The following is a 25,991-nucleotide window of genomic DNA, read 5'->3' on the forward strand; positions in this document are numbered from 1 at the left end:
GGACGGTTCCACCGTTCCCATGGTATCTTGCTACTATCTTAAATTTTTCTGGAAAACGATAAACTTACAGGGAATAGCCAGCATCTCCGCCAACCTTGGGAATGAAGCATCTGTGGTTTCTGTATGAATCGGTTGATAGCCGAGACGAGTATACCATTTTTCCAAGATTACTTTGTCTGGGTGAGTACCTTCCTGAGGTACTAACAATTCAAGTTGCATCTTACGAAGTTGTTCGTTTTGGCATTTTTGTTCAGCAAAGCGGATTAGCTCTCGTCCAATGCCAGTCCCCTGGTATTTTTCATCCACAGCTAGCATTCCGAATTCTCCCGTTTCTTGATCAATCTGTCGAACACGGACACATCCAACAATTTGCCCCATTGATTGAGCTACGGCAATCTCACCGCTTTTCGCTAACTCTGCTATTTCCGCTGCTGTCGTACGGCTTGCCCCAGGCTTCCAAAGACTTCTCTCAGATGCCTCATATACACGATTAACGATGTTCGCAATGTGCTCCATCTCCGATATATTTGTACTCTCGCTATAAGGCAACATATGTATCTCGATTGACTGCATAATAAGTGAGACCTCCTTATCACTGTAGGGTACCATTACATTCAAATTCTCCTACTTAACAATTATTTCAAATTCCCAACGCATGTACAACGATTTTCTTTGTGACAGAGGGGCAGGTCGCTCGTCCCAGCTGCAACTTAGGAACAACAAGCAAAACAAAGCCCATCACCTAAAAGTTGATGGGCCATTTTAAAACAATTTGGGGATCTAAACTTCTTAAAAACCGTTCCTTTTTTTATCTGTACTATTTATTTATAGTTCCGCGTTCAAAGTAGTTCATATCCGTTAATTCGATAATGTAGTCATAATTGGTAATGAACTTTTGAATTTTTTCAATTTCCTCTCCGGTTAAATCAGGGTCTTTCATCTTGATAACCAGGTCTTGTTTCGTATCATACAGTATTTCTTTAACTTCTTTGTATTTCATTTTCAACATCCTCTCTTCTAAATGTATTAAGTAACGAGTTGTCTAAAATGTATACGCTTTCTATATACTTTCATTATAGAATAAAAATAGACGGATTGATGCGTGAATGTATTGCAAAATCGTGAACAAAGACAGTGGTGTAGAGGGGCGGTTGGCCCCTGAAATTCAAACAATAGTTCTTCGGGTACGTCTTCTAAAGGCTTTTCCACACGACCCACTTCAGACTTAGGTCTATTATCCTATTAAGCCTGGAATGACTGTCAAACATATGTAAAATAGATTAAAATTAAGAATAGAAGAGTATGAGAATGTATAGAAATGTGGTGATATTGTGTCCTCCATTCGTATTTCGAGAATTGTGAAGGAAACGAAGGTGGAAGGTCCCGGGCTTCGTTACTGTATCTGGGTACAAGGGTGCCCGATTCACTGCGAAGGTTGTTTTAATCCAAACACCTGGTCCTTTGATGGCGGAACGGTCATGACGATTGAGGAAATCTTCCATGATATCGAAGACGTTTTAAAGCGAAACCCTGAACTTGAGGGGGTTACTTTTTTAGGGGGAGAGCCATTTAGCCAAGCCCAGCCTCTAAGCATTCTTGCGAGTCGCGTGAAAGAATTGGATCTATCCATTGTGACATTTACAGGTTATGAGTATGAAAAAATAAAGAACGCTAATAATCCAGTTTGGAATGCTTTATTAAAACAAACGGATTTATTAATTGATGGTCCGTATATTCAAAGTCAGCATGACCTCAGCCGGCCTTGGATTGGATCCAAAAACCAGCAATATCGGTTTTTAAGTGATGTCTATCAACATCTTGAACCATATTTATTAACGATAAGCAATAAGCTGGAAATACGAATCCATCCGAATGGAACGATTTCAGCAAATGGAATGGCAGAGCCTCTCGATCTAGAGATGCTTTATCAACTTGGATTTATAGATACAAAGGTAGAACACTAGAAAAAATAAGGAGGAGGGAAACGTGTTTAAAAGTTACACAAATCGAGGTAGAAAGTGGGAGTGGCTCCAAAGCTGGTGGATGCTTTTTACAATTGCACCTTTTGGAATTTTGAGTGGCATTTCCTTTTTATATGCGGGAATTACGGTACGTAATAAAAAGTGGGTCCTATACTCGGTTCTTTATCCCGGGGCTTTTGCTTTAGCATTGCAAACTCCGGATAGTGGTTTAGGCGCTTTGATTGCCCTTTTCTCATGGATGGTCGCAATTATTCATGTCATCATCATACGTAAAGTCTTTTTAATTGAATTAGATCTCTTAAAAGAGATGGAAGTTGATAAGAAAGCAAAGATTCGCGAGGAGGCAAAAGAAAGATTTGCTAAGTGGGACGAAGCTGAATCCCGTCGGCGAATAAAAAAGAATACAGCTAAAAAGGCAGCTCCACAAACGGCTTCAAAGACCGAGTCTGAAGTAAAAAGAACGCCACCGCCAATCCCTGCAGTTGAAAAGATTGATCTTAATACAGCAACTGAAGCAGAAATTGCCTCAATCCCGGCAATTGGCCTTATCTTAGCGAAACGAATCGTCTCCGTGCGTCAAGAAATCGGGGGATTCAAATCGTTTGAGCAGTTTGAAACTACAATAGGCATCAAGCAGCATACGGCTGAGAAGATCAAACACCGTGTGGAATTTTCCCAAATGGAAAAGCCCGCACTTCCAAATCAATCGGGAAGGCTCGTGGATTATTAACAAAAAATAAAGGCAGGTCACTGTAGTGAAAACTGGAAATCAATCAAAAACAAAAGAATTATTAACCAATCTATTAAAAGCACGTTTTCCTTATTTATATATCCAAACGTGGGAAGAGGATCGGATTTTATCCCTCATTCGCTCTATCGCCCATGATGTAGAGTTGATCAAAACGCCAAGAGAAGTATTAACCTGGCGAGTGACAACCGGTGTCGTTGATGGGAATGGTCAAGCCAAAAGTGATACAAAGACGCCATTAAAAGCATTGGAATTTATTGAAAAATATGATCAGCCATGCATTGTTGTTTTACAGGATTTTCATGTCTACTTTGGCGGTCAAGGCAAGCTTGCGGATTTTCAAGTGATTCGAAAATTAAGAGATATGCTAATTCATATCAAGCGTAGCGCTCACCCCATCAATGTCATTTTTACGTCTCCATTTTTAATACTACCCGATGATTTACAAAAAGATATCACCATCGTTGACTTTGAGCTGCCGACGTTTGAGGAGATTATGAAGGTTCTGGAAGAGATGATTGATGTCAATCAACAAAGCGGCAGAATTCAAATATCCTTAACGGATGAGGAAAAGGAACGCTTAGCAAAAGCGGCACTAGGCTTAACACTTTCTGAAGCGGAAAATGCGTTTGCGCGTGCCATGGTTGAGGATGGAAATCTGGCGATTGATGATGTAGAGGTTATTTTAGAAGAAAAAGAACAAATCATTAAAAAGTCAGGAATCTTGGAATTTATCACAAGTGAAGTAAGGATGGAAGATGTTGGTGGCTTGGAAAATCTGAAACGATGGCTATCCAAACGAAATAAATCCTGGTTGGATTCCGCAAGAAAGTATGGTCTTCCTGCACCAAAAGGGGTCCTTATTACGGGTGTCCCGGGTTGTGGTAAAAGTTTAATTAGCAAATCCATTAGTTCGATGTGGCAGCTTCCGTTGTTACGTTTAGATATGGGAAGTATTTTTAGTGGGATTGTTGGCAGCAGTGAAGAAAATATGCGAAAGGCCATTAAAACGGCAGAAGCGATTTCACCGTCGATTCTATGGATTGATGAGATTGAAAAAGGATTTAGCGGCGTCACGAGCGCAGGGGATAGTGGGACATCCTCACGCATTTTTGGGCAATTTTTAACCTGGATGCAAGAAAAAACTAGTCCGGTCTTTGTAATTGCGACCGCCAATAATATTTCAAGCCTTCCTCCAGAATTAATGCGAAAAGGCCGATTTGATGAAATCTTTTTCGCAGATCTTCCGACAATGCGAGAACGGAAGGAAATTTTAAAGGTCCACATGAAGAAACGCTTAGTAAACCCTGAGGTCATTGGAGATTTCCAATTAAATGATGACGTGTTAGAGAGTTTGGCGATAAAATGTGAAGGTTTCGTGGGAGCAGAAATTGAACAGCTTGTCATTGATGCCCTATTCGAAGCATTTGCAGATGATCGCTCGATTACACTAACGGATTTTGAGAGAGCGATTGAAAACACGGTTCCATTGTCCGTGACCCAGGCAGAACATATTCGAGCGATTCGCGATTGGGCAAATGTTCGCGCGGTAGCCGCAACTCCTAAAGAGGACCGAGAAAACTATATCGGTGTTCCTGTGTCAGTTGCAACGGACGGTGGGGACGAATCTCAAGATGACGTTAGGTTTAACCGGGGCGGAAGAACAATTGACTTTTAGGGAGGTACCAATTTGGAAAAGAAAATTCAAGTGCGGATTTTCCCTGATGGCCGAATTGAAGCGGAAACAAAAGGGATTAAGGGTGAACAATGTACGAATTATATTCAATTGATTGAAGAACTTCTTCGTGCTGAAACAGTGGAATCTGCTTATACCGAGGAGTTTTACGATACAGAACAAGTTCGTATTGGGCAAACGCAGCACAATCACTTGAAAAATAAGGGATAAAAGAAATCAAGGGGCTGTCAAAGAGAGCGAGGATATGGATGGCTCCATGATTTTTTAAGAGGAGGAATGTTCCGATGTCGGTTTCCTTAACGTTGATTCCTGTCGCCCTCGCGATGCGGGTAGTGATGGGAAAAGAAGGTTTTAATGAGTTTGTAAAATCAAATGAAGTTTTAAAAAAAGCAAATTTTACGAGTGAGCGCGATTTAATTGTGACCGTCAAGAAATGTGGCTACGATGCGGAAAAATGGGGCGGGATGATTAAAACCCATCTTCGCGGCGAAAAAGAATTTTTCTTTTGGGAGTTCAGAGATGGTGCATGGTATGCGATTTTGTCGACCTATGATACGCCAAGCAGGATCAAGGAATTTATGAACAATATGAACGTGCGTTCAGGAAGAACTATTTTTGGAACAGCAGATGAAACTTCCTTGATTCAAAAGCCACTAACTCAAACGTTTCCAACCAATTTTCGCGACAAGTCGTTATTAAAACAAGTGCTACTCGATAATGGCATGCAGCCGGTTGAGTTAGAGAATGGACAAATAAGGTGTGACTTGGCGGGGGCGAACATGACCTTTAAGCAGGGAAGTCCAGACAGTTTGATTGTCGTGGAGCTTTCATCAGAGGTGAATATGCAGACCGTCTTCCGTCACCTTTCGGTAGTAGATGATGAATATAAAAGATATGTTCAAAATGAGGTGTATCAGCATTTACTTCAGAAAGTGGAAGAGAAAGGCTTGAAGATTGAGCAGGAGCAGGTGCTAGAAGACCACTCTATTGTCGTTACGTTAAATATTCAGAGGTGATCATTGAGTGAGCTTAGTTGAGGACTTATTGAGTATATGTGATGCCTATGTTTATAGGGCCTGGCATGTCGGTGAGGCGATTCCAGAGAAAAAATTAAATCGGGTGATTTCCGATTTTCCGATCCCACCTGAGGACGAAGTAATTGCGGTTTTGGATTGTACGGTCTTTGGCTCTTGTAAGTATGGACTCGCGGTATGCAAGTATGGACTTTATGTGAACCATGATTGGTCAGCTACCGTACGAAAAGGGTTTCTTTCATGGGATGAGTTGGTTCATGCGCAAATTGTGGCACACGGGAAATGGGAGGTAGATGTGAGCTCTTCCTTCGTCGTGAATTTTGCTGCAAGTGACATCAAACAGGATGAATTAATTACCCTGCTGAAACATTTTCAGTCTTACTTTGCTGAGAGTTTAACTCAATCAGGTGAAGCGCTCGAGGTGAATCCCCCTTTCTTACCTGTGGATGAGTCGAGTAGTGAACAATGGATGCTAGCCATAGAAGGAGCGCAATATGGACCTTATTCCACTGGTATGGTAAAAGAAATGATTCGCAGTGGTCAGGTAAATGCGGAAGTTACGTATGGGTGGAAACAAGGGATGGAACAATGGCAGTTTTTACATCGTATACCTGATTTCGGGCAGCCTACTTCTACGCCGATAACCCCTCCTCCACTTCCTGGAATGGCACCGCTCGAAACAACTGAAGTGGAAAAAGATGCCCGTCCACAGGAGGGAGCGGTAGAGCTAAACACTGCTACTGTTGAGGATTTACTATCTCTGCAAGGTATTGACTTGGAGGTAGCTGAGAAGTTTATCGAAGAAAGAACTAAAAGAAACGGGTTTACTCATTTTCATGAAGTCAGAGAAGTGATGAACCTCCAGCCCCACCAATTCGAGAGGCTTCGTAAAACCACTACTTTACAACCCTTGCGCTCCAATGTTGTGGGGCGGGGACGGGTGATTGATTATTAAAACAAATTCGGGGGCCTGACCCCCGTTGGGTAAACAGGGGGACGGTTCCGCTGTTCTCTCGTTTTTTTCCGAAAAGCAAAAAACAAAGGGACGATTCTAGTGTTCCCCTATTTTTTTTATCAGAAACCAAATCTTTTCCCTTTGCTACCTACCTATGAAAAGTTTTTCAAGAATAGAAGGAATATAGAAGAGAACATAGAATAAGTATAGGGAACCAGTACCCTCGTTTTTTGCAAATCTGCTTTTTTACTTCATTTTTCACCATCCAATTATCCAAGGACACCAAAAACATTCATTTCATTAGCAGTACATCCACAGTGCCTTATCTTTCTTCCATTATCCTCATCGCAAAGAAGAGCCCAATCCGTGTGGAACTCTAGGCTCCAAAAACCATATTGCACATGTACTCCGAAACAAATTCAAACCTATCAAAATAGAAAATCCGATCCATTTTTATCGTCGAATTGATATTTTGCTTTCGCTCCAATCCGTAAACCAACAAAAAACAAAATATGCTCCGTCGCACGTGTAGGGCAATACGAACGGTATCAGAACAACCGACAAATACAATAGTTTCCTATGAAAACTATCAATGCTAGCCCATTGACAAATTTAACAGCATTGAGCAATCGTGTGCACGTCAATATCTAGAACGATTTCCCATTTGGAAGGCAATTAATTTTGAGGAACATCCTTAATAAATCAGTAGAGTTTAAAACGATAGAATGAGTGGAGGTGGACAAAATGCCTCGTAAGGCAAGAGAAAAAAGTAAAACAGGCGTCTATCATTTGATATGGAGGGGGGCGAACCGGCAGGAGATTTTCCATGATGATGAGGATTGGATAAGGTTTTTGGATATTCTAAAAAAATATAAATTGAAGCTTAATTTGACAATCTACGCATGGTGTCTAATGAGTAATCATGTCCATTTATTAATAAAGGAAGGGGATGAAAGTATTTCCGCAACGATGAAACGAATAGGAGTGAGTTATGCCGGATATTACAATTGGAAATACAGAACAACGGGTCATCTTTTTCAAGATCGGTTCAGAAGTGAAAATGTCGAAGATCAAGCCTATCTAAAAACGGTTGTCAGGTATATTCATCAAAATCCGGTAAAAGCGGGGATGGTCACTCGTCCTGATGAATGGAAGTGGAGTAGTTGTCGAGGGTACTATGGTCAAAAGCTATATCCCCAAGGGTTTTTGGAGTGTTATCTTCTATTAAATATGTTTTCTCCTGACACGAAAGTCGCTCAAGATTTATTTAAAGAATTTAATGAAAGAAAAAACGATGATCAATGTCTGAAAGAGATTGAGAATAATAGTAGATTAACTGATGAAGAAGCAAGACAAAAAATTATGGAAATCCTAGGTGAACTAGAAATTCCGCAAGTAAAGAGCTTGCCCAAGGAAAAAAGAAAAGAAGTACTCAGGAAGTTAAAAGGAATAAAAGGAATATCGATGCGTCAGGCAGCACGGATCTTGGAAATATCTTTGAATCTTGTATTTAAGGCGTGAAGGTGTGACAGGTCCCTTGTCCCACAGTACTTTTTGTTTTGTTACAATGCTCAGTAATAAAAACTTGAGGCAAGATTATTTGCTAGATTTGAGAATCATTGTGGGTGAGCAAGGTTTTTATGACGAAAAACGCAGAAATCTCTCCCATATTTCCAATGTCCATCTTAGTGTTTTGAAATGGAGGAAAAGGGGAAACAGGAGAACCGTCCCCTTGTTTTCCCTAATTTCCTAAAGTGCCTCAGAAGAAGTATCTCCATCATTTAAACAGCTCATTTCTTCTTTCCCTTGCTCTTTGAACAGTTTTCCTTTCTTTACAGATTTCACCCAGAATCCTCCATAAATTGCTTTAGGTTCATACGCAATAATAAAGGCCTTGGGATCTAACTCTTTAATCGTTTTATAAAGCATTAACTCATATTTTCTAGGTGTTAAGATCTGAAGTGCCAACCGGTCGCCTTCAAATCCATTAACAGCCCAATTCGTAACCCCATATCCTTTTTCTCTTAATGTTTTTGGTACATCTTTATCATATTCTTTTGTAATCACATTCACAGTAATGAATCCAAGAGCTAACTTCTCTTCAATCTTCATACCAACAATTACACCAATCCCGTATCCAATAGCATATGCAATTAAATTCTGTATCTCATTTAGATTATCAAGAACCAAACCCAATCCGATTACATAGATTACAATTTCAATCATACTAATAAAAGCAGCTAGGTACCTTTGTCCTTTTAGTGTTAATATCATCCGCATGGTAAAAAAGGAAACATAAACGATATTTATCAGTAAGATAATAGCAACCATTATAAAGCTATTCTCAAACAATTTTAAATCCTCCTTCAACTCTTTAGTTAACCTAGCAAAATGTAACATTACTTTAATGAGATAGCAGTGGTATAAATAATGTTTTTGTTCCTGAGGTTGGTTTAGAAAGATCCTCTGGAAGGATCTGAACTCCATATCTTACTGAAAATACTTACAAAAAAATGATTAAACCAAAAATGCCGATTCAAGAAATCGGCATTTTAACTTGTTTATCCATAAGAGGTTCAGTCCAGTTCAAATTACTTCGATCATTCACAAACTAACTACTTTTTACCTCTTCTTCTCTGGTTTTTATTTTTATTAAACTTTCCCAGTCATTATCCGTAGCACTCGCCTCACTTAGCGTAAGTTCTTTCGTTTCTGGAGCCCATGCTAATGATACAATGGTCCCAAAGACTAGGACCCCAGTAAGACCAAGCATTGAAAGCTGAATTCCGAATTCAGCAACACTAATAGGAAGAAGAAATGTTCCTATTGCTGATCCTAGCCGGCTAACAGAGGTAGCTAAACCTACACCTGAAGAGCGAACTGATGTAGGAAAACTCTCCGGTGGTATTGCAGCTGTAAGATTGCTAACTGCTGACATGATTAAGGTGAAGGCAGTAAATATTATAATCATAAGGACAGTAAAGTGACTTGGTAAAATGCTTAGTAAGAGTAAAGCCGCGCTTAAAAAAATAAAAGATCCGTTTAAAAATCCCCTACGTGTGAATTTAATTGTAAAAAGGATTCCGAGTAAAGCACCTACAATTAGCATCGAGTTTAATAACAGATCTGTGCCAAAACCTGCATTTAACCCCATGGTTTCCAAGATGGATGGGAGAAAAGTATATATCGCAAAATAAGGTAGAACAAGACAGACATAAAAAATACAATTAAATGCAGTGCGCTTTCTCATCTTTTTACTGAACAATTCAGCATAGGTACCTTTTGTTTCAAGTATAGGCTTCTCATCATCAAGAACGACGTTTTGTCCAACATATTTTTTTACGATTTCTCTAGCTTCTTCTGCGCGGCCTTGGTTGATTAACCATCTTGGTGATTCAGGGGTACCTATACGCATTATTAAAATTAATGTAGCCGGTAATACCGATGACACAAGCATCCAGCGCCATGCATCAGGACCAATAGATAGTAAAGAAAAACCAACGACATTTGCTAAAACAAAGCCAACTGTCCAGATAGCACTAAATGATCCAAGTATGGCTCCACGATTTTTTCTTGGTAATATTTCTGCTAGCATTGTATGGCCTACACTATAATCTCCTCCAAGGCCAAAACCGATGATAATCCTCAAAATAAATAACTCAACTGCACTGTCAGCAAAAAATTGGAAAAAGGATGCAAGGACTATAATAATAAAGTTTAAGGCAAATATTTTTTGCCTACCTACTATATCCGCGACCCTCCCTAGGATTAAACTTCCTAAAAAGAGTCCAATTAAGGCAGAACTCCCAATTAAGCCGATCCACAGTGGAGTAAGGTCCAGTTGAGGTGTAAGTAAAGTGAGAGCGATACCAATCATTCCTAAGACATATCCATCGGTAAAGTGTCCGCCAAATGTAAGGGCTGTCATTTTGAAGTGGAATTTATTTAGCGGAGCATCATCAAGTTTCACTACTTGTTCTTTCATCTAATTGCTCCTCTTCTCCGAATTTAATTAATCCATAGATATATGAGTGATCTAAAAAAGTTTCCTTGATTCCCACTTCCACCCCCTTCAAATAAATATTCTCTTATTACCACTATGGCTAACTTGTTTTTAATCACGAATATGTTCTATTTATGAACGCATTCATTTAGATAAATATATATCAAATAAAAATACTTGTAAACAGTAAATTGTTAATTTAAAAAATTTTCAATAAACTATTGCCCAGAAGTTTAACGTGTGATACTATCCAATTATAAAAATGAACATGTTCATTTGATGAATACGTTCAAAAACATCTCGATGGGAGTCTAAGAAATGAATAGTTTAACAGATGAATTTATTCCCGTTACTTTAGTCGACAATATTGAAGAGGGTGAGATGAAGCCATTCGAAGTAGAAGAAGAGGAAATATTAATTTGTCGTGTTGGTAATTCTTTTTATGCTGTAAGTGGTATTTGCACACATGAATGCATTGGGTTGGATGATGGTGAATTAGAAGATTTTCATCTAACATGCCCGCTTCATTTTGCTCAATTTGATATTAGAAGTGGAGCTCCACTTTCTCCACCTGCAACCGAACCATTACAAGTATTTGATGTACTAGTACATGAAAATCAAATCTATATAAAAATATAGGATAAGGAGGGTATGTATTGAAAGATGAGATAAAGATAGTAATTATAGGGGCTGGTATTGCCGGGGTAAGTGCTGCTAAGACATTACGTGAGCAAGGATTTAAAGGTCAAATTACATTGGTAGATAGCAGTCCAAATATGCCATACGACCGTCCGCCTTTGTCTAAGGATTTTTTGAAGAGTGAGGCAACTGAACAAGATATTTTATTAAATACAGAGCAATTCTACAAAGAAAAAGATATTGATCTAAAACTGGGCAAGAAAGTCATAGATATTAATTCCTATACAAAACATATTACACTCGATACTGGTGAGACCATTACTTGGGATAAATTATTAATCACCACTGGAACGAAATTAAAGCGCTTACCTAAGATGAATGGTGATCATTTAGAAAACATATATTATCTAAAAACACTGGCTGATGCTGAGAGATTAAAAGAAAACATTGCCTCTCTGAACCATTTAGTGATTATCGGTGGCGGGTTTATCGGAATGGAAGTGGCTGCTTCACTTAGGTCATTGGGGAAAAAAATTACAGTGCTAGAGGCTGCTCCAACCCCGTTATCTAGAGTATTAGGGGAAGACATGGGAACATACCTTACAGATGTTCACCGTTCAAAAGGCATCGATATCATAACTAGCGATTATGTAATTCAGTTTAATGGTGACACAAAAATAGAGGCGATTACTACTAATCAAGGGATAAAAATCGAATGTGATGGTGTCCTGATAGGCATTGGTGTCTATCCTGACTCATCTTTAATTGATGGATTGTTAGAGTTTGATAATGGAATTTTAGTAGATGAATATTGTGAAACATCGTTATCCGGTATCTATGCAGCAGGAGATTGTGCAAGATGGCCTTACTCGGTAAATGGGGAACTCATTAGAGTGGAACATTGGGATCACGCTTTGAATCAAGGGAGAACTGCAGCGCTTAATATGCTACATCCTAAATCAGAAGTCTATAATAACATACCGTATTTTTGGTCCAATCAGCATCACTTAGCCCTTCAATATATTGGACATCCTACTAAATGGGAGCAAACAATAGTCAGAGGAAATGTGAATAATGATCAATTTACGATGTTTTACATTAATGATCAAAAAGTTGTGGGTGCATTGATTGTGAATGAGCCAAAGAATATTTTGCCGATTCGAAAACTAATAAAGCAAGAAGCCATAATCGATACAGAGGAACTTGCAGATGAAACATTAGACCTTCGAAAAATAGCTAAGAGAACTAAAACTTTAACAAATTAAAAAGAGGTGTTGAATATGTTAAAAACGACTATTGAGGGGACACAAACAGAAAACAAAAAAACGATGAATTTAATTGATTGTGATGTGCATTGTTTCCTTCCTTCTTTAGATGAATTAATTCCATACTCGGATGAATGGTTACACAAAATGATGAGTTTTGGAAAATTTAATAATGATTTTCTTAAAAATCAAACTGCTGGAGCTTTTGACTTTCCTAAAGCTAGATACCATAACCCTAATCATGTTTTACGATTAGATGCGACTACACCAACAGGAGGAGTTCCAGGATCCGATCCATATTTCGTAACAACGGATTTGTTTGATCGCTTTAACACAACATATGGCATTCTAAATGCGGGGCATGGGACCATGAGCTCCTATCATAATGTAGATGTTACCATTGCTTACAGTTCCGCTTTTAATGATTATCTCTATGATAAATGGATATCTGTAGATGATCGATTTAAAATGGATATGGTCGTACCTACTATTGATGCACAGGAAACTGTAAAAGAAATAGAACGCATAGGCAAAAAGCCAGGTGTAGTCGGGATTAATTTACAAAACATCAATAATCCACTTGGAAAACGCCATTTTTGGCCGATCTACGAAATAGCAGAACAATATGGTCTTCCAATTGTGCTTCACCCAGATTCTGAAGCATCAGGGGAATATGCTCCATCACAGTTTATCGGACCTGCCTCCACTTATATGGAATGGCATACATCCTTATCACTTGTTGCGATCAGACAGGTTAATAGTTTAATCTGTGAAGGTGTTTTTGAGAGATTTCCTAAACTTAAGGTGGTTTTTGTTGAGTACGGTTTTTCTTGGATGCCTCATTTAATGTGGAGACTTGATAAAGATTGGAAATCACTTCGAGACGAAATACCTTGGCTTAAAATGCTTCCGAGTGAATATATCAGAAGAAATATTCGCTTGGCCACACAACCATTCGAAGAATCTTTCCATCCAAAAGACATACTGACACTAATAGAAATGATACGTGCGGAAGATATGCTTATGTTTTCTAGTGATTACCCACATTGGGATGGTGAATATAGCACGAAAATATTCGCTCATTTTCCAGATGATCTTAAAAAGAAAATATTTTATGAGAACGCTTTAAAAACATACAGATTTTAAATTGAAGGAGGGAATGGCAATGAGTACAAAAACGTTGAATGAAGTTAAAGTCTGTAGAACTGAGGAATTAACCAATGGGCAACGAAAAATAGTAACCGTTGATAATATGTCTATTGCTATTGTCAATTCAGATAATCGTTTGTACGCGTTTAGAAATTCGTGCCCACATCAGGGCGCACCGTTAGAGTTTGGATCGATATCTGGTGCCATGGACTCTTCTGAACCACATAAATATGAATACGGTTGCCATAACGAAGTGATTAGATGTCCTTTACATGGCTGGGCATTTGATATGAAGAATGGTCATTCGTTATTTACTTCAAAAGTTAAAATAAAAACATTTGAAGTAAAAGAAGAAGAGGGATTTATTATATTGATGGTAAAGGGGAATCCTGAGAAAATCACTGTGTCAGATGTATTCGTTTCATGTTGCTAGTATAATAGTAAAAGCTTAATAAAAAAATATATTAATATATCATCACATTAGTTACATCATAAAGATGCTTCTAATGTGATGATTATTTTATTTGAAATGGTATTATAATAATTTCTTTATTTTTTACTAGTATAGTTTTCAATAACATCACGTATATAACCCATTGTTACTTCGGTGGCTTTTTCAGGTGAATAGCTCAACCGATTGTTTAGAATAGTTGTTAACATCCCTTTCCAAATAAAGATGGTTATACCCGTGATCGCTTCAACATCAGTACTTGATAACTCACCGTTTTCGATTGCTTCATTAATCATTGCCTTACTTCTTTTAGATAGGTCATTTTCCAGAACTAGCATTTTAATTTCCTCAGGGAGCTGAAGCAGGTCATTTTTATAAACCTTATAATACCTCTGTAACAGTTCATTAGGTTCTGTCCCAAGGTTTGAAATGAAAATGACATTGAAAATTTGAGGGTTATTAAAAGAATGCTTACAAAAACATTCCCAAGTTGATAAATATTTATCAATTGGCCCTTGGGCATTATCAATGTATACAGATAATTCTTTTATATAATCTTTTAAGAACCTTAATGATGCAAAAAATACTAGATGAGATAACTCATCAAAATAGTTGTAAATCGTAGAGCTTGTATAACCGGCTAAATCAGCTACTTTACGTGCAGTCACATTCTCGATTCCTTCTTCTTCTATAATCTGTGCAGTAGCATCAATGAAAAACTCCAGCATGCGTGTAACCTGTATTTCTTTTCTGCTCATTCAACTTCACTCCTAGGGTATTTTCGCAGTTTATGAACGTGATTATTTTGTTTGAAAATTCCACTTTTTTTCTGTAAATTATACCTGAAATATAAAGTTACCGAAACACCTTTTCATTTCTTTATTATCTTAAAATCAGTATACCACTTTTTTCCTTCACCTTTGCAAAACCCAGTACACCTTTTCACCAATCATATATCAATCTTTTATCCTTCCAGATAAAAGTGCACATTTTATATATAGAAGAAACGCGTTATTTTAGCTTATTACCTTAAAGAAGTGATGGGCTTTTTATTTGCCTAAGTATCAATCAGATATTCTTCTAAAATACAAAAACATCATTATATAAAGATAAAAAATACGAAGTAAGTATAATTCTATATTTGTTTTTTTAATCTAACTAAATCATGTGCTGTATTTTTTGATGTAATTGTGGGAACTTTTCAAACAATACCCTTGATATGCTCCTTTAACCGATAAATTGGATTCGGAAATAGGTTGTATAGAAGGGAATGAAGAATTTGGTTTCCGGAGCTATGTATCATATAAAGGAAAGGGGAAACCGAAGATCTGCATCATTTAATTAACGAGGTGATCATCTTACTTATTTAGAAATCCTCTACATGCATCCTTTTATATTCCATTCCTACTCCTTGACAACAACTATATACACTATCAAATTGAAACTGCGAATTTAAATTATTCTCTTTTTTATCCCCTCTTATAGATAATTCTTTATATATATCCTTTTTTAGCCTTTATAAAATGAATAATTTGAGAAATTACGTGAGTTGGGAATCACTACTCAACAGTAGATGGTACAGGGGTTAGAGATTATATGTATAAGGAAGCTGAACTTTGCCATTAAACTGCAAAGTCGCGATATCCACTATTCACAGAAAAGAGGAGCAACCCATCTTTCTTTGCAGCTTCCATCATTTTTGAAAATGCGAGACCCGCTTCTTCTGATACTGAGATTAGATCGATGCTTGTCCCGAATTTAATTCCCATATCTTCAATGACAGATAATGGCTTGATGTCTTCTTTTATACTAATCTGTTGGTTGGATAGTATTGTTAACGAGTAGCAAGTCCCCCTGGAAAATCTGATTCTCCTTGATTTCTATGGTCCTGATTTTCTTAACTGGAGGCTCTTTTTTATTCATAATAGAAACAACTTTTACAGATTGTGACCCTTCATTATCCTGGATATATGGTCTGAAACTCACAACAGCAACACCTATTGTGACACTCAAAACTACTAGTACTATCCATTTTTTCATACCGTTTTGCCTCTTGGTAGAATGCGAGTAGACCAATGTTCTCATGAAATCAAATCTTTTTACTATAATAGCACAATTTCTCTGTGGGAGAGAGGAGCAGAGGTACGCGTCTTAGCAATGTCGAAATAAAGGCATACACCGAAAAGCGGACGGCCTAGAAATTTGTCGAACTAAATTTCCGTTGAATGCCCCCCTTCGTAGATCTTTATATATGAAATGCTCGTAAATCATTTCCTACAGTTGTCTGGAACTGAAATTAAACATATAATTAAATTACTGATAATTTCGATTAGATGGAAGATTCTATGTGTTTATGAAAAAATTCGTCATAAAGATTTAGTAGAAATCTAAATGTTTAGGGGGAGAACTGTGGAATATAGAAAATTAGGAAATACAGGGCTGCAAGTTTCTAAATTAAGTTATGGTGCTTCTTCGCTAGGTTCAGTGTTTAAAAGAATAAGTGATGAGGATGGTATCCGTACAGTACATAAAGCTCTTGAGGGTGGAATTAATTACATTGACGTTTCTCCATATTATGGAATGACAACAGCGGAAACTTTGCTAGGCAAGGCCTTACATACGATCCCACGGGATAGCTATATTCTTTCATCTAAAGCTGGTAGATATGGTGAACACGATTTTGATTTTTCTTATTCTAGAATACTAAAAAGTGCGGAAGAGAGTATGTTAAGGCTTAATGTAGATTATCTAGATGTGTTGTTTTTACACGATATTGAATTTGAGTCGAAAGAAAAGATTCTGAATGAGGCGATACCAGCTCTATACCATTTAAAAGAAACAGGCAAGGTGCGTTTTATAGGTATATCTGGATTTCCGCTTAAGGCATTGGATACGATCATACAAAGCACAAAAAAATTAGACTTGGTTCTTTCTTATTGCCATTACACTTTACATAATAACAGTTTGTTAGATTTATTAGCTACAGATATTGGCATCGTGAATGCCTCGCCATTATCAATGGGATTACTAACAAATGCCGGCCCTCCTAAATGGCATCCAGCACCAAATGAGATAAAAGAAATTTGCCAAAGGGCTGCAGACTACTGCAACCAAAAGGGAGAAAATCTCTCAAAATTAGCTATCCAATATTCGGTCTCAAACACCAATATCCCTACAACATTAGTAGGAACAGCTAATCCGAAGTACATAGAAGAAAATATATCTTGGGTGAATGAACCAATGGATATGGATTTATTGGTTAACGTACAAGAGATATTAAGTCCGATAAAAAATATGACATGGAAAAGTGGGTTACTCGAAAATAATTAAAAGGAGAATACATAAAATTGATAAAATCCATTGTTTGTGAGGAACCAAATAAATTCGTCATGAGAGAAGTAGCTAAGCCCCAGTTAAAGAAGGGGGAAGCATTGATTAAAATTAAACGAATTGGTATATGTGGTACGGACTTGCACGCGTATGCAGGTAATCAGCCATATTTTAATTATCCGCGTATTTTAGGTCACGAGTTATCTGGTGAAATAGCTGATTTAAGTGACTCCTATGAACCTTTTGAAATTGGGGATTATGTGTCAATCATTCCTTATCTAGAATGTGGTCAATGTATAGCATGTAAAAGTGGAAGAACAAATTGTTGCCAACATTTAAACGTAATTGGCGTTCATGTAGATGGCGGGATGCAAGAGTACATAGCAGTACCGATTAAGAACTTGGTAAAAACGAATGAAATAAGTTTAGATGCAGCAGCCATTATTGAATGTTTAAGTATTGGAGCACATGCTGTCAATCGTGCAAATATACAGCAAGGTGAGTTCGCATTAGTTATTGGAGCAGGTCCAATAGGGCTTGGAATTATGAAGTTTGCCCACTTAAAAGATGCTCGTGTGATCGCGATGGATACGAACGAAGAAAGATTAGCATTTAGTAAAACATGGGGCTCAGCGGAATTAACCGTCAATGCTACAACAGATATCCAAGAAAGCTTATTAAACATAACAAATGGTTCAATGCCAACTTTAATTTTTGACGCTACAGGTAACTCGAAGTCAATGGAAAATACGTTTAATCTATTAGCACATGGTGGTAAATTGGTTTTTGTTAGTTTAGTAGAGGATACGATTTCTTTTTATGATCCGGACTTTCATAAAAAAGAAACGACATTATTAAGTAGTCGTAATGCAACCTTAGAAGATTTTGAATTTGTTTTTCAAGCTATACGTAATGGTGAAGTTGATACAGATCAATTTATTACAAATCGAATTCATTTTGATTCGTTAATCGAAAGTTTTGAAAGCCTTTTAGATCCAAAAAATAAAGTGATAAAAGCTATTGTTGAGCTTTAAAGGGAGTGTTGAATATTGCGTATTGATGCTCATCAACATTTTATGAAATATAATCCTGCTGAATATCCATGGGTTTCAGATGAAAACCACATGTTAAAATCGGTCTTTATGCCTGACGATTTATATCCAATCATGAAAAATGCAAATATGGATGGAACCATAGCCGTACAGGCTAGACAATCCATTGAGGAAACGGAATGGTTATTGGATTTAGCTGACCAATATGATTGGATAAAAGGCGTAGTTGGCTGGTTAGATATATGTTCTCCGGATTTTGAAAATCAACTTCAGAAGTATATCAACCTTCCAAAATTGAAAGGTATACGCCATGTAATTCATGATGAACCCGACGATAGTTTTATGCTATCCGATCGTTTCCTAAGAGGGATGGATATTCTCCAAAATTATGATTTAACCTATGATTTATTAATATTTGAAAGGCATCTTCCACAAACGATTCAATTAGTAAAGCAATTCCCTAATCAAAAATTTGTGATTGATCATATTGGAAAGCCACTCATGAATACTAAAGAACCATCTGCATTTTGGAAAGAACATATCGAAGAATTAGCGGGATTTAATAATGTTTACTGCAAAATTTCAGGGTTAGTAACGGAACCAAAATATGAGAATTGGCGTGCAGAGGATTTTACACCCTATTTAGATATTTTATTTACATTATTTCGTCCCAACCGCTTGATGATTGGATCGGATTGGCCGGTTTGTACTGTAAGAAGCGATTATCAAAGTGTGATGAGTATAGTTACAAATTACATAAGTTCATTCACAGCTGAAGAAAAAGAATATGTACTTGGAAGAAGCTGTGCGGAGTTTTATGGTTTAGAGAGCGCATTCTTTTAAAAAGGAACTTGTTATAATTGAAAAAGAAAGGGCCGATTAGTAGCAATCTGTACTAATCGGCCTTTTTTTGAATACATCAATTTCAAACAAGCGTTTGTTTAACGGTCTATCCCAGTGATACCACATGTTTAACATTTCAATCAATCGTTTGTTTGAATTGAATTTTGTTGGGAAAGGTGTTTGTAAGCTAAACTGTTATACCCCTATTTTAGTATCTCGGTATAAGGTCTGAGAACCCTTGGTAATGAGTTGTTTAAAAAAATCTCATTTTAACAATCGTTTAAGTGGAATCCCTTTTAGTGGTGTAAATTGGCAAAAGTTCAACTAATGAATGAATCGTTCACAATTGTTTATGTTAAGTAGCGAATGCCATTTTTAATAAAAATTATAGGAATTGAGGTGGTTTAGGTGAAGAACCTTTTTTTGATCATACTGGCATTTGGTCTAAGTTTTTCCTTAGCTGGTTGCGGTGGAGATAACCATGCTGGAGATACGAATAAGCCCAATGAAACCTCCAAGCAAGGAGCCGCAGAAAAGGATTCAAAAGCAAAGGAAGATGAACAAACAGAGCCGAAGCTTGAGATTGTAAAATCTACTGGTGGAGTGTGGAAAGATTCAATCGATAATGTTTGGGTCCATTCTGCAGCGGTTTTTGAAAATACAGGAGAAGTCCCGATAGAAATTGGAGAAACCCAAATGAACTTTAAAGGCAAGGATGGAAGCATTTTGGGTACAGCTCAAATGGTTTACGCCGTTCCAAGTATTGTTTCTCCTGGAGAACAGGCTTATATCTCTGAAACCACCATTCTTGAAGGTGTTACAGATCCAGGTCAATATGCAGAGACCACTTATAATTTTTCATTTGATGATACAGACGGGTCTGCTAATTTACTTGAAGTGTCAGGTATAAAAGTGATTCCGGCTACCGATGAATGGTCAACTCCCTATCGAGTTACAGGCATTGTAAAAAATACAACAGATGAATTGCAAGATGACATTCGAATTTCTGCAGCGTTACTGGCTGAAGATGGGACATTATTAGGTGTTTTAAATGGTGGAGTAGATGTAGGAGTGAATCCTGGTAGTGAAGCGGGTTTTGAATTAAACTACCCTGAAGTTCCGGGCGAAATTGCTGGAAAAGTTAAGACTGCCGAAGTTAAGGCATATGGTTGGACCTGGTAAAAACTAAAAAGCTTTCGAGGAGAGATTTTTATGTTAAAAAAGCTTCTTTTTTTTCTCCTGTTTTTTATAGTATTCCTGACAGCTTGTGGAGGGAATGACGAGGAAAAAGCGAAACAGGATAATGCTGAGAATAAAAATGGTGAGGAAAACAGCGAGCAAATTGAAGTAGATAAGGGTCTGTTAAATGTTGAAATTACATTACCACCTACATTTTTTGAAGGTGAGGAAGACCTTGACACTACTATAGCAGAAGCAGAAAAAGAAGGCATTAAGGTAACCAAAAATGAGGATGGTTCGCTTACCTACAAAATGTCGAAAAAAAAGCATAAGGAAATGATGCAAGAGTTAAAGACAGGTATGGTTGCTACCATTGATGACATGAAAAACGATGAAGATTATGTATCGATTCAAGATATCACCCATAACGACTCATTCTCTGAGTTTACCCTGATTGTTGATAAAGAGAAATACGAAAATAGCTTTGATTCATTGGCTGTCTTCGGCCTGGGTTTTTCCGGAATGTACTACCAGTTGTTCAGTGGTGTTGACCCAGAAGACTATCAAGTAAAGATCAACGTACAAGATGCTGTTACAAAAGAAGTTTTCAACGAGGTCATTTACCCTGACGCGTTTGAAGAAATGGAAGAAGAACAACAAGACGACCAAGGACATTCTGGTACACATACTGGGGGCTAGGGGATCAATTATGGTGGGAAGGGACTTATCCCTTGTCCCACCACTGTGACTCACAGCCCCCTTTGTTTATCTTCCTTGACAAAAGACTTTGACTAATCATGGCAATTGATAGTCTCACAGTGCTCGATTAAAATTAGGTAAGGATTGATAAAATTGAGATAGGGATGAGCACTGTGAAAATTAATCGCATTCACCACGTAGCAATTATTTGCTCGGACTATGAGAAGTCAAAAGATTTTTACGTAAATAAGTTGGGTTTTTCCATTTTAAATGAAACTTTTCGGGAAGATCGTGGATCATACAAGCTTGATCTGGCCGTTGGGGATACCTATCAGATCGAATTGTTTTCCTTTGTTGATTCGCCAAAAAGACCGAGTTATCCGGAGGCAGCGGGTCTTCGCCATTTAGCTTTTGAGGTAGATGATATAGGAGAAGCGGTGGAGGAGTTAAGGTCAAAGAATATCGCAGTTGAAACGATTCGCATTGATGAGGTAACAGGGAAGAAATTCACATTTTTTAAAGACCCTGATGATTTGCCTTTAGAAATTTATGAAAGGTAGCTTTTGAGAAGAATGGGGAACAGGGACTTACGAATAGCCTTTTTCCTGTTCCGTCTTGTTCAAATGAGGTTTTATCCCAAATCCCCTTGATTCAACCGTCTTTGAAGTTCTTTAATCATAAGAGACGGTTTACTAATGACGCCATCAACCGGGGTTCCGAGATATAGTTGGAGGGCAGCGATTGTTTTTGCGTTAAAGTAACCGTCTACTATTAGTTTTTTTTTTGCTGGTTTAGGTTTTGGAGAAGATGTCTGATGAGTCCGAGGATCTCCATATTTTACACCTTCCTCCCGACAAATAGCGCGTACCACACATTCGTACATACCTTCTCGATATGCTTTATTCTTGATCTTTTCCGATTGCGGGCCATCGACAAATTCATATTCTAGTATCGTAGTCCGACAAGCTCCTGTTAATCGATGCATATAGTAATAATCTCCACCGACTGCATTCTTGCGGGTGTATACAGGCCGTGGTCTCACGGGATAACCAGCTTTTTTAAATTCCTCAATCAGCCATTGCTCAAACTTGCCGTCGGAATAAATGGAATGGATGGTTTCAGCCCCATTTCCTCCACCTGCGTTAAAATGATGGGAGATGCACTTCTTGTACTTCTTCACCTTCGAGGTTCTCGGTTCGGGATTGAGTGTCACATCTTTTGCTCTTGTTACATCACTTGCAATTCCTAGTTCGTTTAATCGTCTCTGTACGTAGAGTGCAGCTTCTAAGGTATATGCTTTTTCTGTATTCCCTTTCGCTACTGCACCCGGGTCACTCCCGCCATGTCCAGCATCTTGAATCCAACTCATTTCGTAAGTCACTCCTTTTTATTAATTGATAGTTTTGACATCATCAGAAAGAAGGGTAAGGATGAAACACATAGAGATTACCGCTTTGAGCACCTTTCTCATTTTCTGTTTCATAGGCAGTTAGCATATTGAACTTGATACATTTCCAAAGCATTCGCTTTAATGTTGATCGAGATATTGAATGTTCTTGTAAGTCTTCAGAGGTGAAACCGACTATCTTGTTCATCGTCTCATGGCATACCCCTGGGACTTTTAATGATAATTGAATTAACTGATTCAATCCGATCAATTCTCCTCGTGTGAACCTTTTTTGATGATCAATGAGCCAAATTTCCATATTGACTTTAAACTCCTCGTAGTCATGAAACTGGGAATACTCCTGAATCTCCTGATCAGAACTTATTTTGATTCTCAACTCACTTGAACCCCCTTTTACTATTGTTATAGGATTCAAAGAGGAAAAAGGGGCATCATTTGGTTAGAAAAACGGGAGAGTAGTAAGTGTCGTAGTCGCTTTCAACTATTTTTTGAAAATCGAGTAATCGATCCGTTATTCTTGATAGAATAGTAGTTGGATTTGCACTATATTTCAAAAAAGTCTGATTTAAGATTCAGGGAGTGATGAAAATGTACGAATTGAAAAAGTCTAAGCCGGAAAAGGCATTTATTTCAGAGCCTTTTGGTGTGTTTTATCCAGGGTTTATGGGGTCTCAATATTACAGAATACCAGCCCTGTTTAATACCCAAAAGAACACACTTATTGCTGGAATTGACCGTCGCGTGGAAGATGGGGCAGATTCACCAAACAATATAGATGCGGTCATTCGCAGGAGCTTTGATCAGGGAAAGACATGGGAAGAAGACGGAATTGTGATCAATGATTACCCTGACCAGGCATCCAATATTGACTTGTCCTTTTTACAGGATAAATCGAATGGACGAATTTTCGCTCTCGTTGATGGATATCCTCACGGGGCTGGCCTAATGGGCGGATTCGGCAAAAACTCATACAAAGGAACAGGATTTAAAACGATTGATGGAAAGAAATATATGTTTCTAAATGACGAGGCTGGAAATGAATATACGATCAGGGAAGATGGTAAGGTTTATAATCATGAGGGGGAATTAACCTCTTTTTCTGTGGATGAAAAGAGAAACATCTATCAAAACGATAAAAAAATAGACCATATTTTCAGTGAAACTTCTCCATTAAAACCTTTCAAAACGTCATATTTGGAATTGTACTTCAGCGATGATGAGGGAGAAACATGGAAAGGTCCAATTGATTTGAATAATCAGGTTAAAGAGGAATGGATGCTCTTTTTAGGTACAGGACCTGGAAATGGGATTCAACTGACGAAAGAGCCTTATCAAGGAAGACTTGTTTTTCCTGTGTATTTCTTAAACGATATTCATAGGCAAGCTAGTGCTGTTATTTACAGCGATGACAACGGAATAACATGGCATCGCGGAGAATCACCGAATGAAGGTAGAGTAGTCGGGGATGGTGAAGTGATTCATGAAAAGGATTTCACGGATTCAGCCTATGAAATTACGGAGTCTCAAGTAGTGGAAATGCCGGATGGGCAGCTTAAGTTGTTTATGAGAAATCGCTCGGGTTATGCACAAATGGCTACAAGCTTTGATGGTGGGCAGACATGGGATTCCGAGATTGTGACGGAAAAGGATTTAGTTGCCCCGTATAGCCAAATGTCCGCAATACGTTACAATGGCCAAATAGATGGAAAGGAAGCTGTTGTTTTCTCGAGTGCAAATCATTCTACAAGCCGAATTGATGGGACTGTCAGAATAGGGCTAATTGAAGAAGCGGGTACGCATGAAAATGGCCGCATCAGATATTCTTTCAATTGGAAATATGAGCAACTGGTTAAAGAAGGCACATATGGATACTCGAGTCTAACCAATCTGTCTCATGGCGAAATCGGTCTGTTTTATGAAGGGACACCTAATACGGTTATGGATTTTATCAAGTTTAATGTGGAATTTGTAAAATCGGGAAGATGAGCTTGAAATGTAAATAAGGGGGACGGATTATGTCCCCCTTAGCTCCTTTTACTGCGAACTAACTTTGAACCTTGGAAATGGTCAAATAAGAGTTGAAGGGCTTCTTTTTTATCTTTGTTTTTCAGAGCCATTAGAATGAGACGATGTTCCTGAATGGCTTTTTCTTTTTCTTCTTTAGATAATTCCTCGGAGGATAAATTAGAAAAATATTGAACAATAATGCTGCCTAATTGTACGAATAGTTCATTATTCGTGGCAGAAATTAAGCCAAGGTGAAATTCGATATCATATTTGGTGAATTCCTCTAAGTCTTTGCTCTTGCTCATATTCTCAATACTACTTTCCAGTTCATCCAATTGTCCAATATTTGTCTTTTCGATGAGGTGCTCAACGGCTGACTTTTCAAGTAGATGTCTTAGTTCAAGGAGATCTTCCGTGTTATTATCGTTCATTTGCCAAAACTGCAGGAGGTTATTGAATACAACACTTGAATCGTCTGTATTTACGAAAGCCCCTTCCCCATATTTGATGGTAATGATTCCTGTTGACTCTAACGCATGTAAGGCCTCTCTAATGACAACTCGACTTACATCAAACATTTTGACAAGCTCTCGTTCTGACGGCAGTTTATCACCCGTAGTTAAATTATTTTTTACAATATAATCCTTTAATGTATCACTCACAATTTTGCTAAGCGTATATCTCTCTTTGTCCTCAATTGGATTCATGTTTCCATACACCTTCTCTATTATTCTTCATTTAAACATCTTAATCTAGAAAATGATACAAGTGACTTAAATGTGTTCTCATTGTATTCTTTGCCAGATTTACATTTTTGTCAATAATTGCCTCTATAATAATTTTATGTTCCTGATAAGAATTTAAATAATCCTCAATTTCCGTTACTTCTTCAAGTTGGTTCATATTAAAATAATCATTTATCATCGAAGAAAGCTGAATAAAGGTTTCATTTCCAGTCGCTTGGAAGAGGGCTTTGTGAAAAAGAAAATCTTCCGTTTTCGCTTTTTCTCCCCGTTTTATTTTCTCTAAAAGAAGCTCGTTCCAGTGCTTCATTTTATGAATAAGTTCAACCTGATCATGCTCAATAGCGAGCTCAACGGCACCAAGCTCTAAAATCATTCGAGTGTCGATAATTTCTTTAAACTTCGCTTGATCATAATGTAAAAAGGGGGATAGGCTTTTAAGAACATTTTGTAGTTTTACCTCTTTTACAAAAATGCCTGATCCTTGTTTCATTTCAATAATGCCATTCGATTGGAGGGATTTCAGTGCTTCCCTTACACTCGTTCTACTCACTCCAAGCATGTCAACGATTTCTTTCTCGGTAGGGAGCCGATCCCCTGGTTGGCATTGATTTTCTGTTATGTACGTTCGAATGCGGTCAATCACAATTTCGGTTACGGTTTGTTTACGTTTTATCATCCAAAAGGCTCCTTTTACGAATGAATTTCCATACAAAGAAAATTCATTTTAAAAATATTATTCTAAAAATTTATAAAATGAGATTGACAACTCATGTTGCAAACGGTTACACTTTTATCAAGTAGTCAG

At 37.7% G+C, this 25,991-nt stretch carries 28 protein-coding genes; 18 read left to right on the forward strand and 10 right to left on the reverse strand.

The window, feature by feature from the left end; genetic code table 11:
• Window positions 1–33: 33 nt before the first annotated feature.
• Both V7138_RS08330 and V7138_RS08335 read right to left on the reverse strand, forming a co-directional pair.
• On the reverse strand, window positions 34–573 hold the full coding sequence (locus V7138_RS08330; protein WP_335395970.1) for a GNAT family N-acetyltransferase: 540 nt from the start codon (window positions 571–573) through the stop codon (window positions 34–36).
• Between the two features lie 244 nt (window positions 574–817).
• Window positions 818–1,000, reverse strand: a complete 183-nt coding sequence (locus V7138_RS08335; protein WP_335395972.1) for a DUF3896 family protein — start codon at window positions 998–1,000, stop codon at window positions 818–820.
• 331 nt (window positions 1,001–1,331) lie between these two features.
• Here V7138_RS08335 and V7138_RS08340 point away from each other — a divergent pair, with 331 nt between their 5' ends.
• From V7138_RS08340 to V7138_RS08370, 7 genes are all read left to right on the forward strand, one after another.
• Window positions 1,332–1,964 (forward strand): 4Fe-4S single cluster domain-containing protein, encoded by a 633-nt coding sequence (locus V7138_RS08340; RefSeq protein ID WP_335395974.1) that lies wholly within the window; start codon window positions 1,332–1,334, stop codon window positions 1,962–1,964.
• 22 nt (window positions 1,965–1,986) lie between these two features.
• Window positions 1,987–2,712: a ComEA family DNA-binding protein gene (locus tag V7138_RS08345; RefSeq protein ID WP_335395975.1), complete on the forward strand. Its 726-nt coding sequence runs from the start codon at window positions 1,987–1,989 to the stop codon at window positions 2,710–2,712.
• A 25-nt stretch (window positions 2,713–2,737) separates the two neighbouring features.
• The gene (locus tag V7138_RS08350) at window positions 2,738–4,408 is read left to right on the forward strand and encodes an AAA family ATPase (protein WP_335395977.1); all 1,671 of its coding nucleotides are present in this window, start codon (window positions 2,738–2,740) and stop codon (window positions 4,406–4,408) included.
• A gap of 12 nt (window positions 4,409–4,420) precedes the next feature.
• Entirely contained in the window at window positions 4,421–4,636 is a 216-nt protein-coding gene (locus V7138_RS08355; protein WP_335395978.1) for a DUF2997 domain-containing protein, read from the forward strand.
• A 74-nt stretch (window positions 4,637–4,710) separates the two neighbouring features.
• On the forward strand, window positions 4,711–5,442 hold the full coding sequence (locus V7138_RS08360) for a hypothetical protein (protein ID WP_335395980.1): 732 nt from the start codon (window positions 4,711–4,713) through the stop codon (window positions 5,440–5,442).
• 7 nt (window positions 5,443–5,449) lie between these two features.
• A complete protein-coding gene (locus tag V7138_RS08365) occupies window positions 5,450–6,415 on the forward strand; it encodes a helix-hairpin-helix domain-containing protein (protein ID WP_335395981.1) in 966 nt (321 codons plus the stop codon).
• Between the two features lie 744 nt (window positions 6,416–7,159).
• On the forward strand, window positions 7,160–7,936 hold the full coding sequence (locus tag V7138_RS08370; RefSeq protein ID WP_335395982.1) for an REP-associated tyrosine transposase: 777 nt from the start codon (window positions 7,160–7,162) through the stop codon (window positions 7,934–7,936).
• A gap of 228 nt (window positions 7,937–8,164) precedes the next feature.
• On the opposite strand, the gene V7138_RS08375 is transcribed toward V7138_RS08370, so the two are convergent.
• Both V7138_RS08375 and V7138_RS08380 read right to left on the reverse strand, forming a co-directional pair.
• Window positions 8,165–8,746, reverse strand: coding sequence for a DUF2179 domain-containing protein (locus V7138_RS08375; RefSeq protein WP_335396172.1), 582 nt, complete (start codon window positions 8,744–8,746; stop codon window positions 8,165–8,167).
• Between the two features lie 280 nt (window positions 8,747–9,026).
• Window positions 9,027–10,400, reverse strand: a complete 1,374-nt coding sequence (locus V7138_RS08380) for an MFS transporter (protein ID WP_335395984.1) — start codon at window positions 10,398–10,400, stop codon at window positions 9,027–9,029.
• A gap of 336 nt (window positions 10,401–10,736) precedes the next feature.
• Between V7138_RS08380 and V7138_RS08385 the strand changes: the two genes are divergently transcribed.
• From V7138_RS08385 to V7138_RS08400, 4 genes are read left to right on the forward strand one after another with little or no spacing between them, the layout of a single operon-like run.
• Window positions 10,737–11,057, forward strand: coding sequence for a non-heme iron oxygenase ferredoxin subunit (locus V7138_RS08385; RefSeq protein ID WP_335395986.1), 321 nt, complete (start codon window positions 10,737–10,739; stop codon window positions 11,055–11,057).
• A gap of 17 nt (window positions 11,058–11,074) precedes the next feature.
• A complete protein-coding gene (locus V7138_RS08390) occupies window positions 11,075–12,322 on the forward strand; it encodes an NAD(P)/FAD-dependent oxidoreductase (RefSeq protein WP_335395987.1) in 1,248 nt (415 codons plus the stop codon).
• A 15-nt stretch (window positions 12,323–12,337) separates the two neighbouring features.
• Window positions 12,338–13,468, forward strand: a complete 1,131-nt coding sequence (locus V7138_RS08395) for an amidohydrolase family protein (RefSeq protein WP_335395989.1) — start codon at window positions 12,338–12,340, stop codon at window positions 13,466–13,468.
• A 19-nt stretch (window positions 13,469–13,487) separates the two neighbouring features.
• Window positions 13,488–13,904, forward strand: a complete 417-nt coding sequence (locus V7138_RS08400; RefSeq protein WP_335395991.1) for a Rieske (2Fe-2S) protein — start codon at window positions 13,488–13,490, stop codon at window positions 13,902–13,904.
• A gap of 116 nt (window positions 13,905–14,020) precedes the next feature.
• On the opposite strand, the gene V7138_RS08405 is transcribed toward V7138_RS08400, so the two are convergent.
• Together V7138_RS08405 and V7138_RS08410 are read right to left on the reverse strand one after the other, a co-directional pair.
• Complete coding sequence (locus V7138_RS08405) at window positions 14,021–14,680, reverse strand: TetR/AcrR family transcriptional regulator (RefSeq protein WP_335395992.1); 660 nt, start codon at window positions 14,678–14,680, stop codon at window positions 14,021–14,023.
• 1,051 nt (window positions 14,681–15,731) lie between these two features.
• A complete protein-coding gene (locus V7138_RS08410) occupies window positions 15,732–15,962 on the reverse strand; it encodes a hypothetical protein (RefSeq protein WP_335395993.1) in 231 nt (76 codons plus the stop codon).
• A 369-nt stretch (window positions 15,963–16,331) separates the two neighbouring features.
• On the opposite strand from V7138_RS08410, the gene V7138_RS08415 reads away from it, so the two are divergent.
• From V7138_RS08415 to gloA2, 6 genes are all read left to right on the forward strand, one after another.
• A complete protein-coding gene (locus V7138_RS08415; RefSeq protein ID WP_335395994.1) occupies window positions 16,332–17,252 on the forward strand; it encodes an aldo/keto reductase in 921 nt (306 codons plus the stop codon).
• Between the two features lie 20 nt (window positions 17,253–17,272).
• Window positions 17,273–18,286, forward strand: coding sequence for a zinc-binding alcohol dehydrogenase family protein (locus V7138_RS08420; protein WP_335396173.1), 1,014 nt, complete (start codon window positions 17,273–17,275; stop codon window positions 18,284–18,286).
• Window positions 18,287–18,301: 15 nt separating this feature from the next.
• Complete coding sequence (locus V7138_RS08425; protein WP_335395996.1) at window positions 18,302–19,147, forward strand: amidohydrolase family protein; 846 nt, start codon at window positions 18,302–18,304, stop codon at window positions 19,145–19,147.
• Window positions 19,148–19,555: 408 nt separating this feature from the next.
• A complete protein-coding gene (locus tag V7138_RS08430) occupies window positions 19,556–20,329 on the forward strand; it encodes a hypothetical protein (protein WP_335395998.1) in 774 nt (257 codons plus the stop codon).
• Between the two features lie 30 nt (window positions 20,330–20,359).
• A complete protein-coding gene (locus V7138_RS08435; protein ID WP_335395999.1) occupies window positions 20,360–21,025 on the forward strand; it encodes a hypothetical protein in 666 nt (221 codons plus the stop codon).
• Between the two features lie 173 nt (window positions 21,026–21,198).
• Entirely contained in the window at window positions 21,199–21,585 is a 387-nt protein-coding gene (gene gloA2 / locus V7138_RS08440; protein ID WP_335396000.1) for an SMU1112c/YaeR family gloxylase I-like metalloprotein, read from the forward strand.
• A gap of 71 nt (window positions 21,586–21,656) precedes the next feature.
• Here gloA2 and V7138_RS08445 read toward each other — a convergent pair whose 3' ends face one another.
• Together V7138_RS08445 and V7138_RS08450 are read right to left on the reverse strand one after the other, a co-directional pair.
• Complete coding sequence (locus V7138_RS08445; protein ID WP_335396002.1) at window positions 21,657–22,394, reverse strand: N-acetylmuramoyl-L-alanine amidase; 738 nt, start codon at window positions 22,392–22,394, stop codon at window positions 21,657–21,659.
• Window positions 22,395–22,437: 43 nt separating this feature from the next.
• Complete coding sequence (locus tag V7138_RS08450) at window positions 22,438–22,809, reverse strand: hypothetical protein (protein ID WP_335396005.1); 372 nt, start codon at window positions 22,807–22,809, stop codon at window positions 22,438–22,440.
• Between the two features lie 212 nt (window positions 22,810–23,021).
• Here V7138_RS08450 and V7138_RS08455 point away from each other — a divergent pair, with 212 nt between their 5' ends.
• On the forward strand, window positions 23,022–24,419 hold the full coding sequence (locus V7138_RS08455; RefSeq protein ID WP_335396008.1) for a sialidase family protein: 1,398 nt from the start codon (window positions 23,022–23,024) through the stop codon (window positions 24,417–24,419).
• Window positions 24,420–24,457: 38 nt separating this feature from the next.
• Here the strand turns inward: V7138_RS08455 and V7138_RS08460 are convergent, their stop codons facing one another.
• Together V7138_RS08460 and V7138_RS08465 are read right to left on the reverse strand one after the other, a co-directional pair.
• Entirely contained in the window at window positions 24,458–25,147 is a 690-nt protein-coding gene (locus tag V7138_RS08460) for a FadR/GntR family transcriptional regulator (RefSeq protein ID WP_335396010.1), read from the reverse strand.
• Window positions 25,148–25,187: 40 nt separating this feature from the next.
• Entirely contained in the window at window positions 25,188–25,862 is a 675-nt protein-coding gene (locus V7138_RS08465) for a FadR/GntR family transcriptional regulator (RefSeq protein ID WP_335396012.1), read from the reverse strand.
• Window positions 25,863–25,991: the final 129 nt, after the last annotated feature.

Origin of the sequence: Bacillus sp. JJ1533 (assembly GCF_036965045.1) — a bacterium.
Taxonomy (GTDB): Bacteria; Bacillota; Bacilli; order Bacillales; family Bacillaceae_L; genus Ferdinandcohnia.

Bases quoted from the DNA above. Each gene is read 5' to 3' on its own strand.
- V7138_RS08330 (WP_335395970.1), bottom strand. From the start codon at position 573: ATGCAGTCAATCGAGATACATATGTTGCCTTATAGCGAGAGTACAAAT.
- V7138_RS08335 (WP_335395972.1), bottom strand. From the start codon at position 1,000: ATGAAATACAAAGAAGTTAAAGAAATACTGTATGATACGAAACAAGAC.
- V7138_RS08360 (WP_335395980.1), top strand. From the start codon at position 4,711: ATGTCGGTTTCCTTAACGTTGATTCCTGTCGCCCTCGCGATGCGGGTA.
- V7138_RS08370 (WP_335395982.1), top strand. From the start codon at position 7,160: ATGCCTCGTAAGGCAAGAGAAAAAAGTAAAACAGGCGTCTATCATTTG.
- V7138_RS08375 (WP_335396172.1), bottom strand. From the start codon at position 8,746: ATGGTTGCTATTATCTTACTGATAAATATCGTTTATGTTTCCTTTTTT.
- V7138_RS08380 (WP_335395984.1), bottom strand. From the start codon at position 10,400: ATGAAAGAACAAGTAGTGAAACTTGATGATGCTCCGCTAAATAAATTC.
- V7138_RS08385 (WP_335395986.1), top strand. From the start codon at position 10,737: ATGAATAGTTTAACAGATGAATTTATTCCCGTTACTTTAGTCGACAAT.
- V7138_RS08395 (WP_335395989.1), top strand. From the start codon at position 12,338: ATGTTAAAAACGACTATTGAGGGGACACAAACAGAAAACAAAAAAACG.
- V7138_RS08400 (WP_335395991.1), top strand. From the start codon at position 13,488: ATGAGTACAAAAACGTTGAATGAAGTTAAAGTCTGTAGAACTGAGGAA.
- V7138_RS08405 (WP_335395992.1), bottom strand. From the start codon at position 14,680: ATGAGCAGAAAAGAAATACAGGTTACACGCATGCTGGAGTTTTTCATT.
- V7138_RS08410 (WP_335395993.1), bottom strand. From the start codon at position 15,962: ATGAAAAAATGGATAGTACTAGTAGTTTTGAGTGTCACAATAGGTGTT.
- V7138_RS08435 (WP_335395999.1), top strand. From the start codon at position 20,360: ATGTTAAAAAAGCTTCTTTTTTTTCTCCTGTTTTTTATAGTATTCCTG.
- V7138_RS08445 (WP_335396002.1), bottom strand. From the start codon at position 22,394: ATGAGTTGGATTCAAGATGCTGGACATGGCGGGAGTGACCCGGGTGCA.
- V7138_RS08455 (WP_335396008.1), top strand. From the start codon at position 23,022: ATGTACGAATTGAAAAAGTCTAAGCCGGAAAAGGCATTTATTTCAGAG.
- V7138_RS08460 (WP_335396010.1), bottom strand. From the start codon at position 25,147: ATGAATCCAATTGAGGACAAAGAGAGATATACGCTTAGCAAAATTGTG.
- V7138_RS08465 (WP_335396012.1), bottom strand. From the start codon at position 25,862: ATGATAAAACGTAAACAAACCGTAACCGAAATTGTGATTGACCGCATT.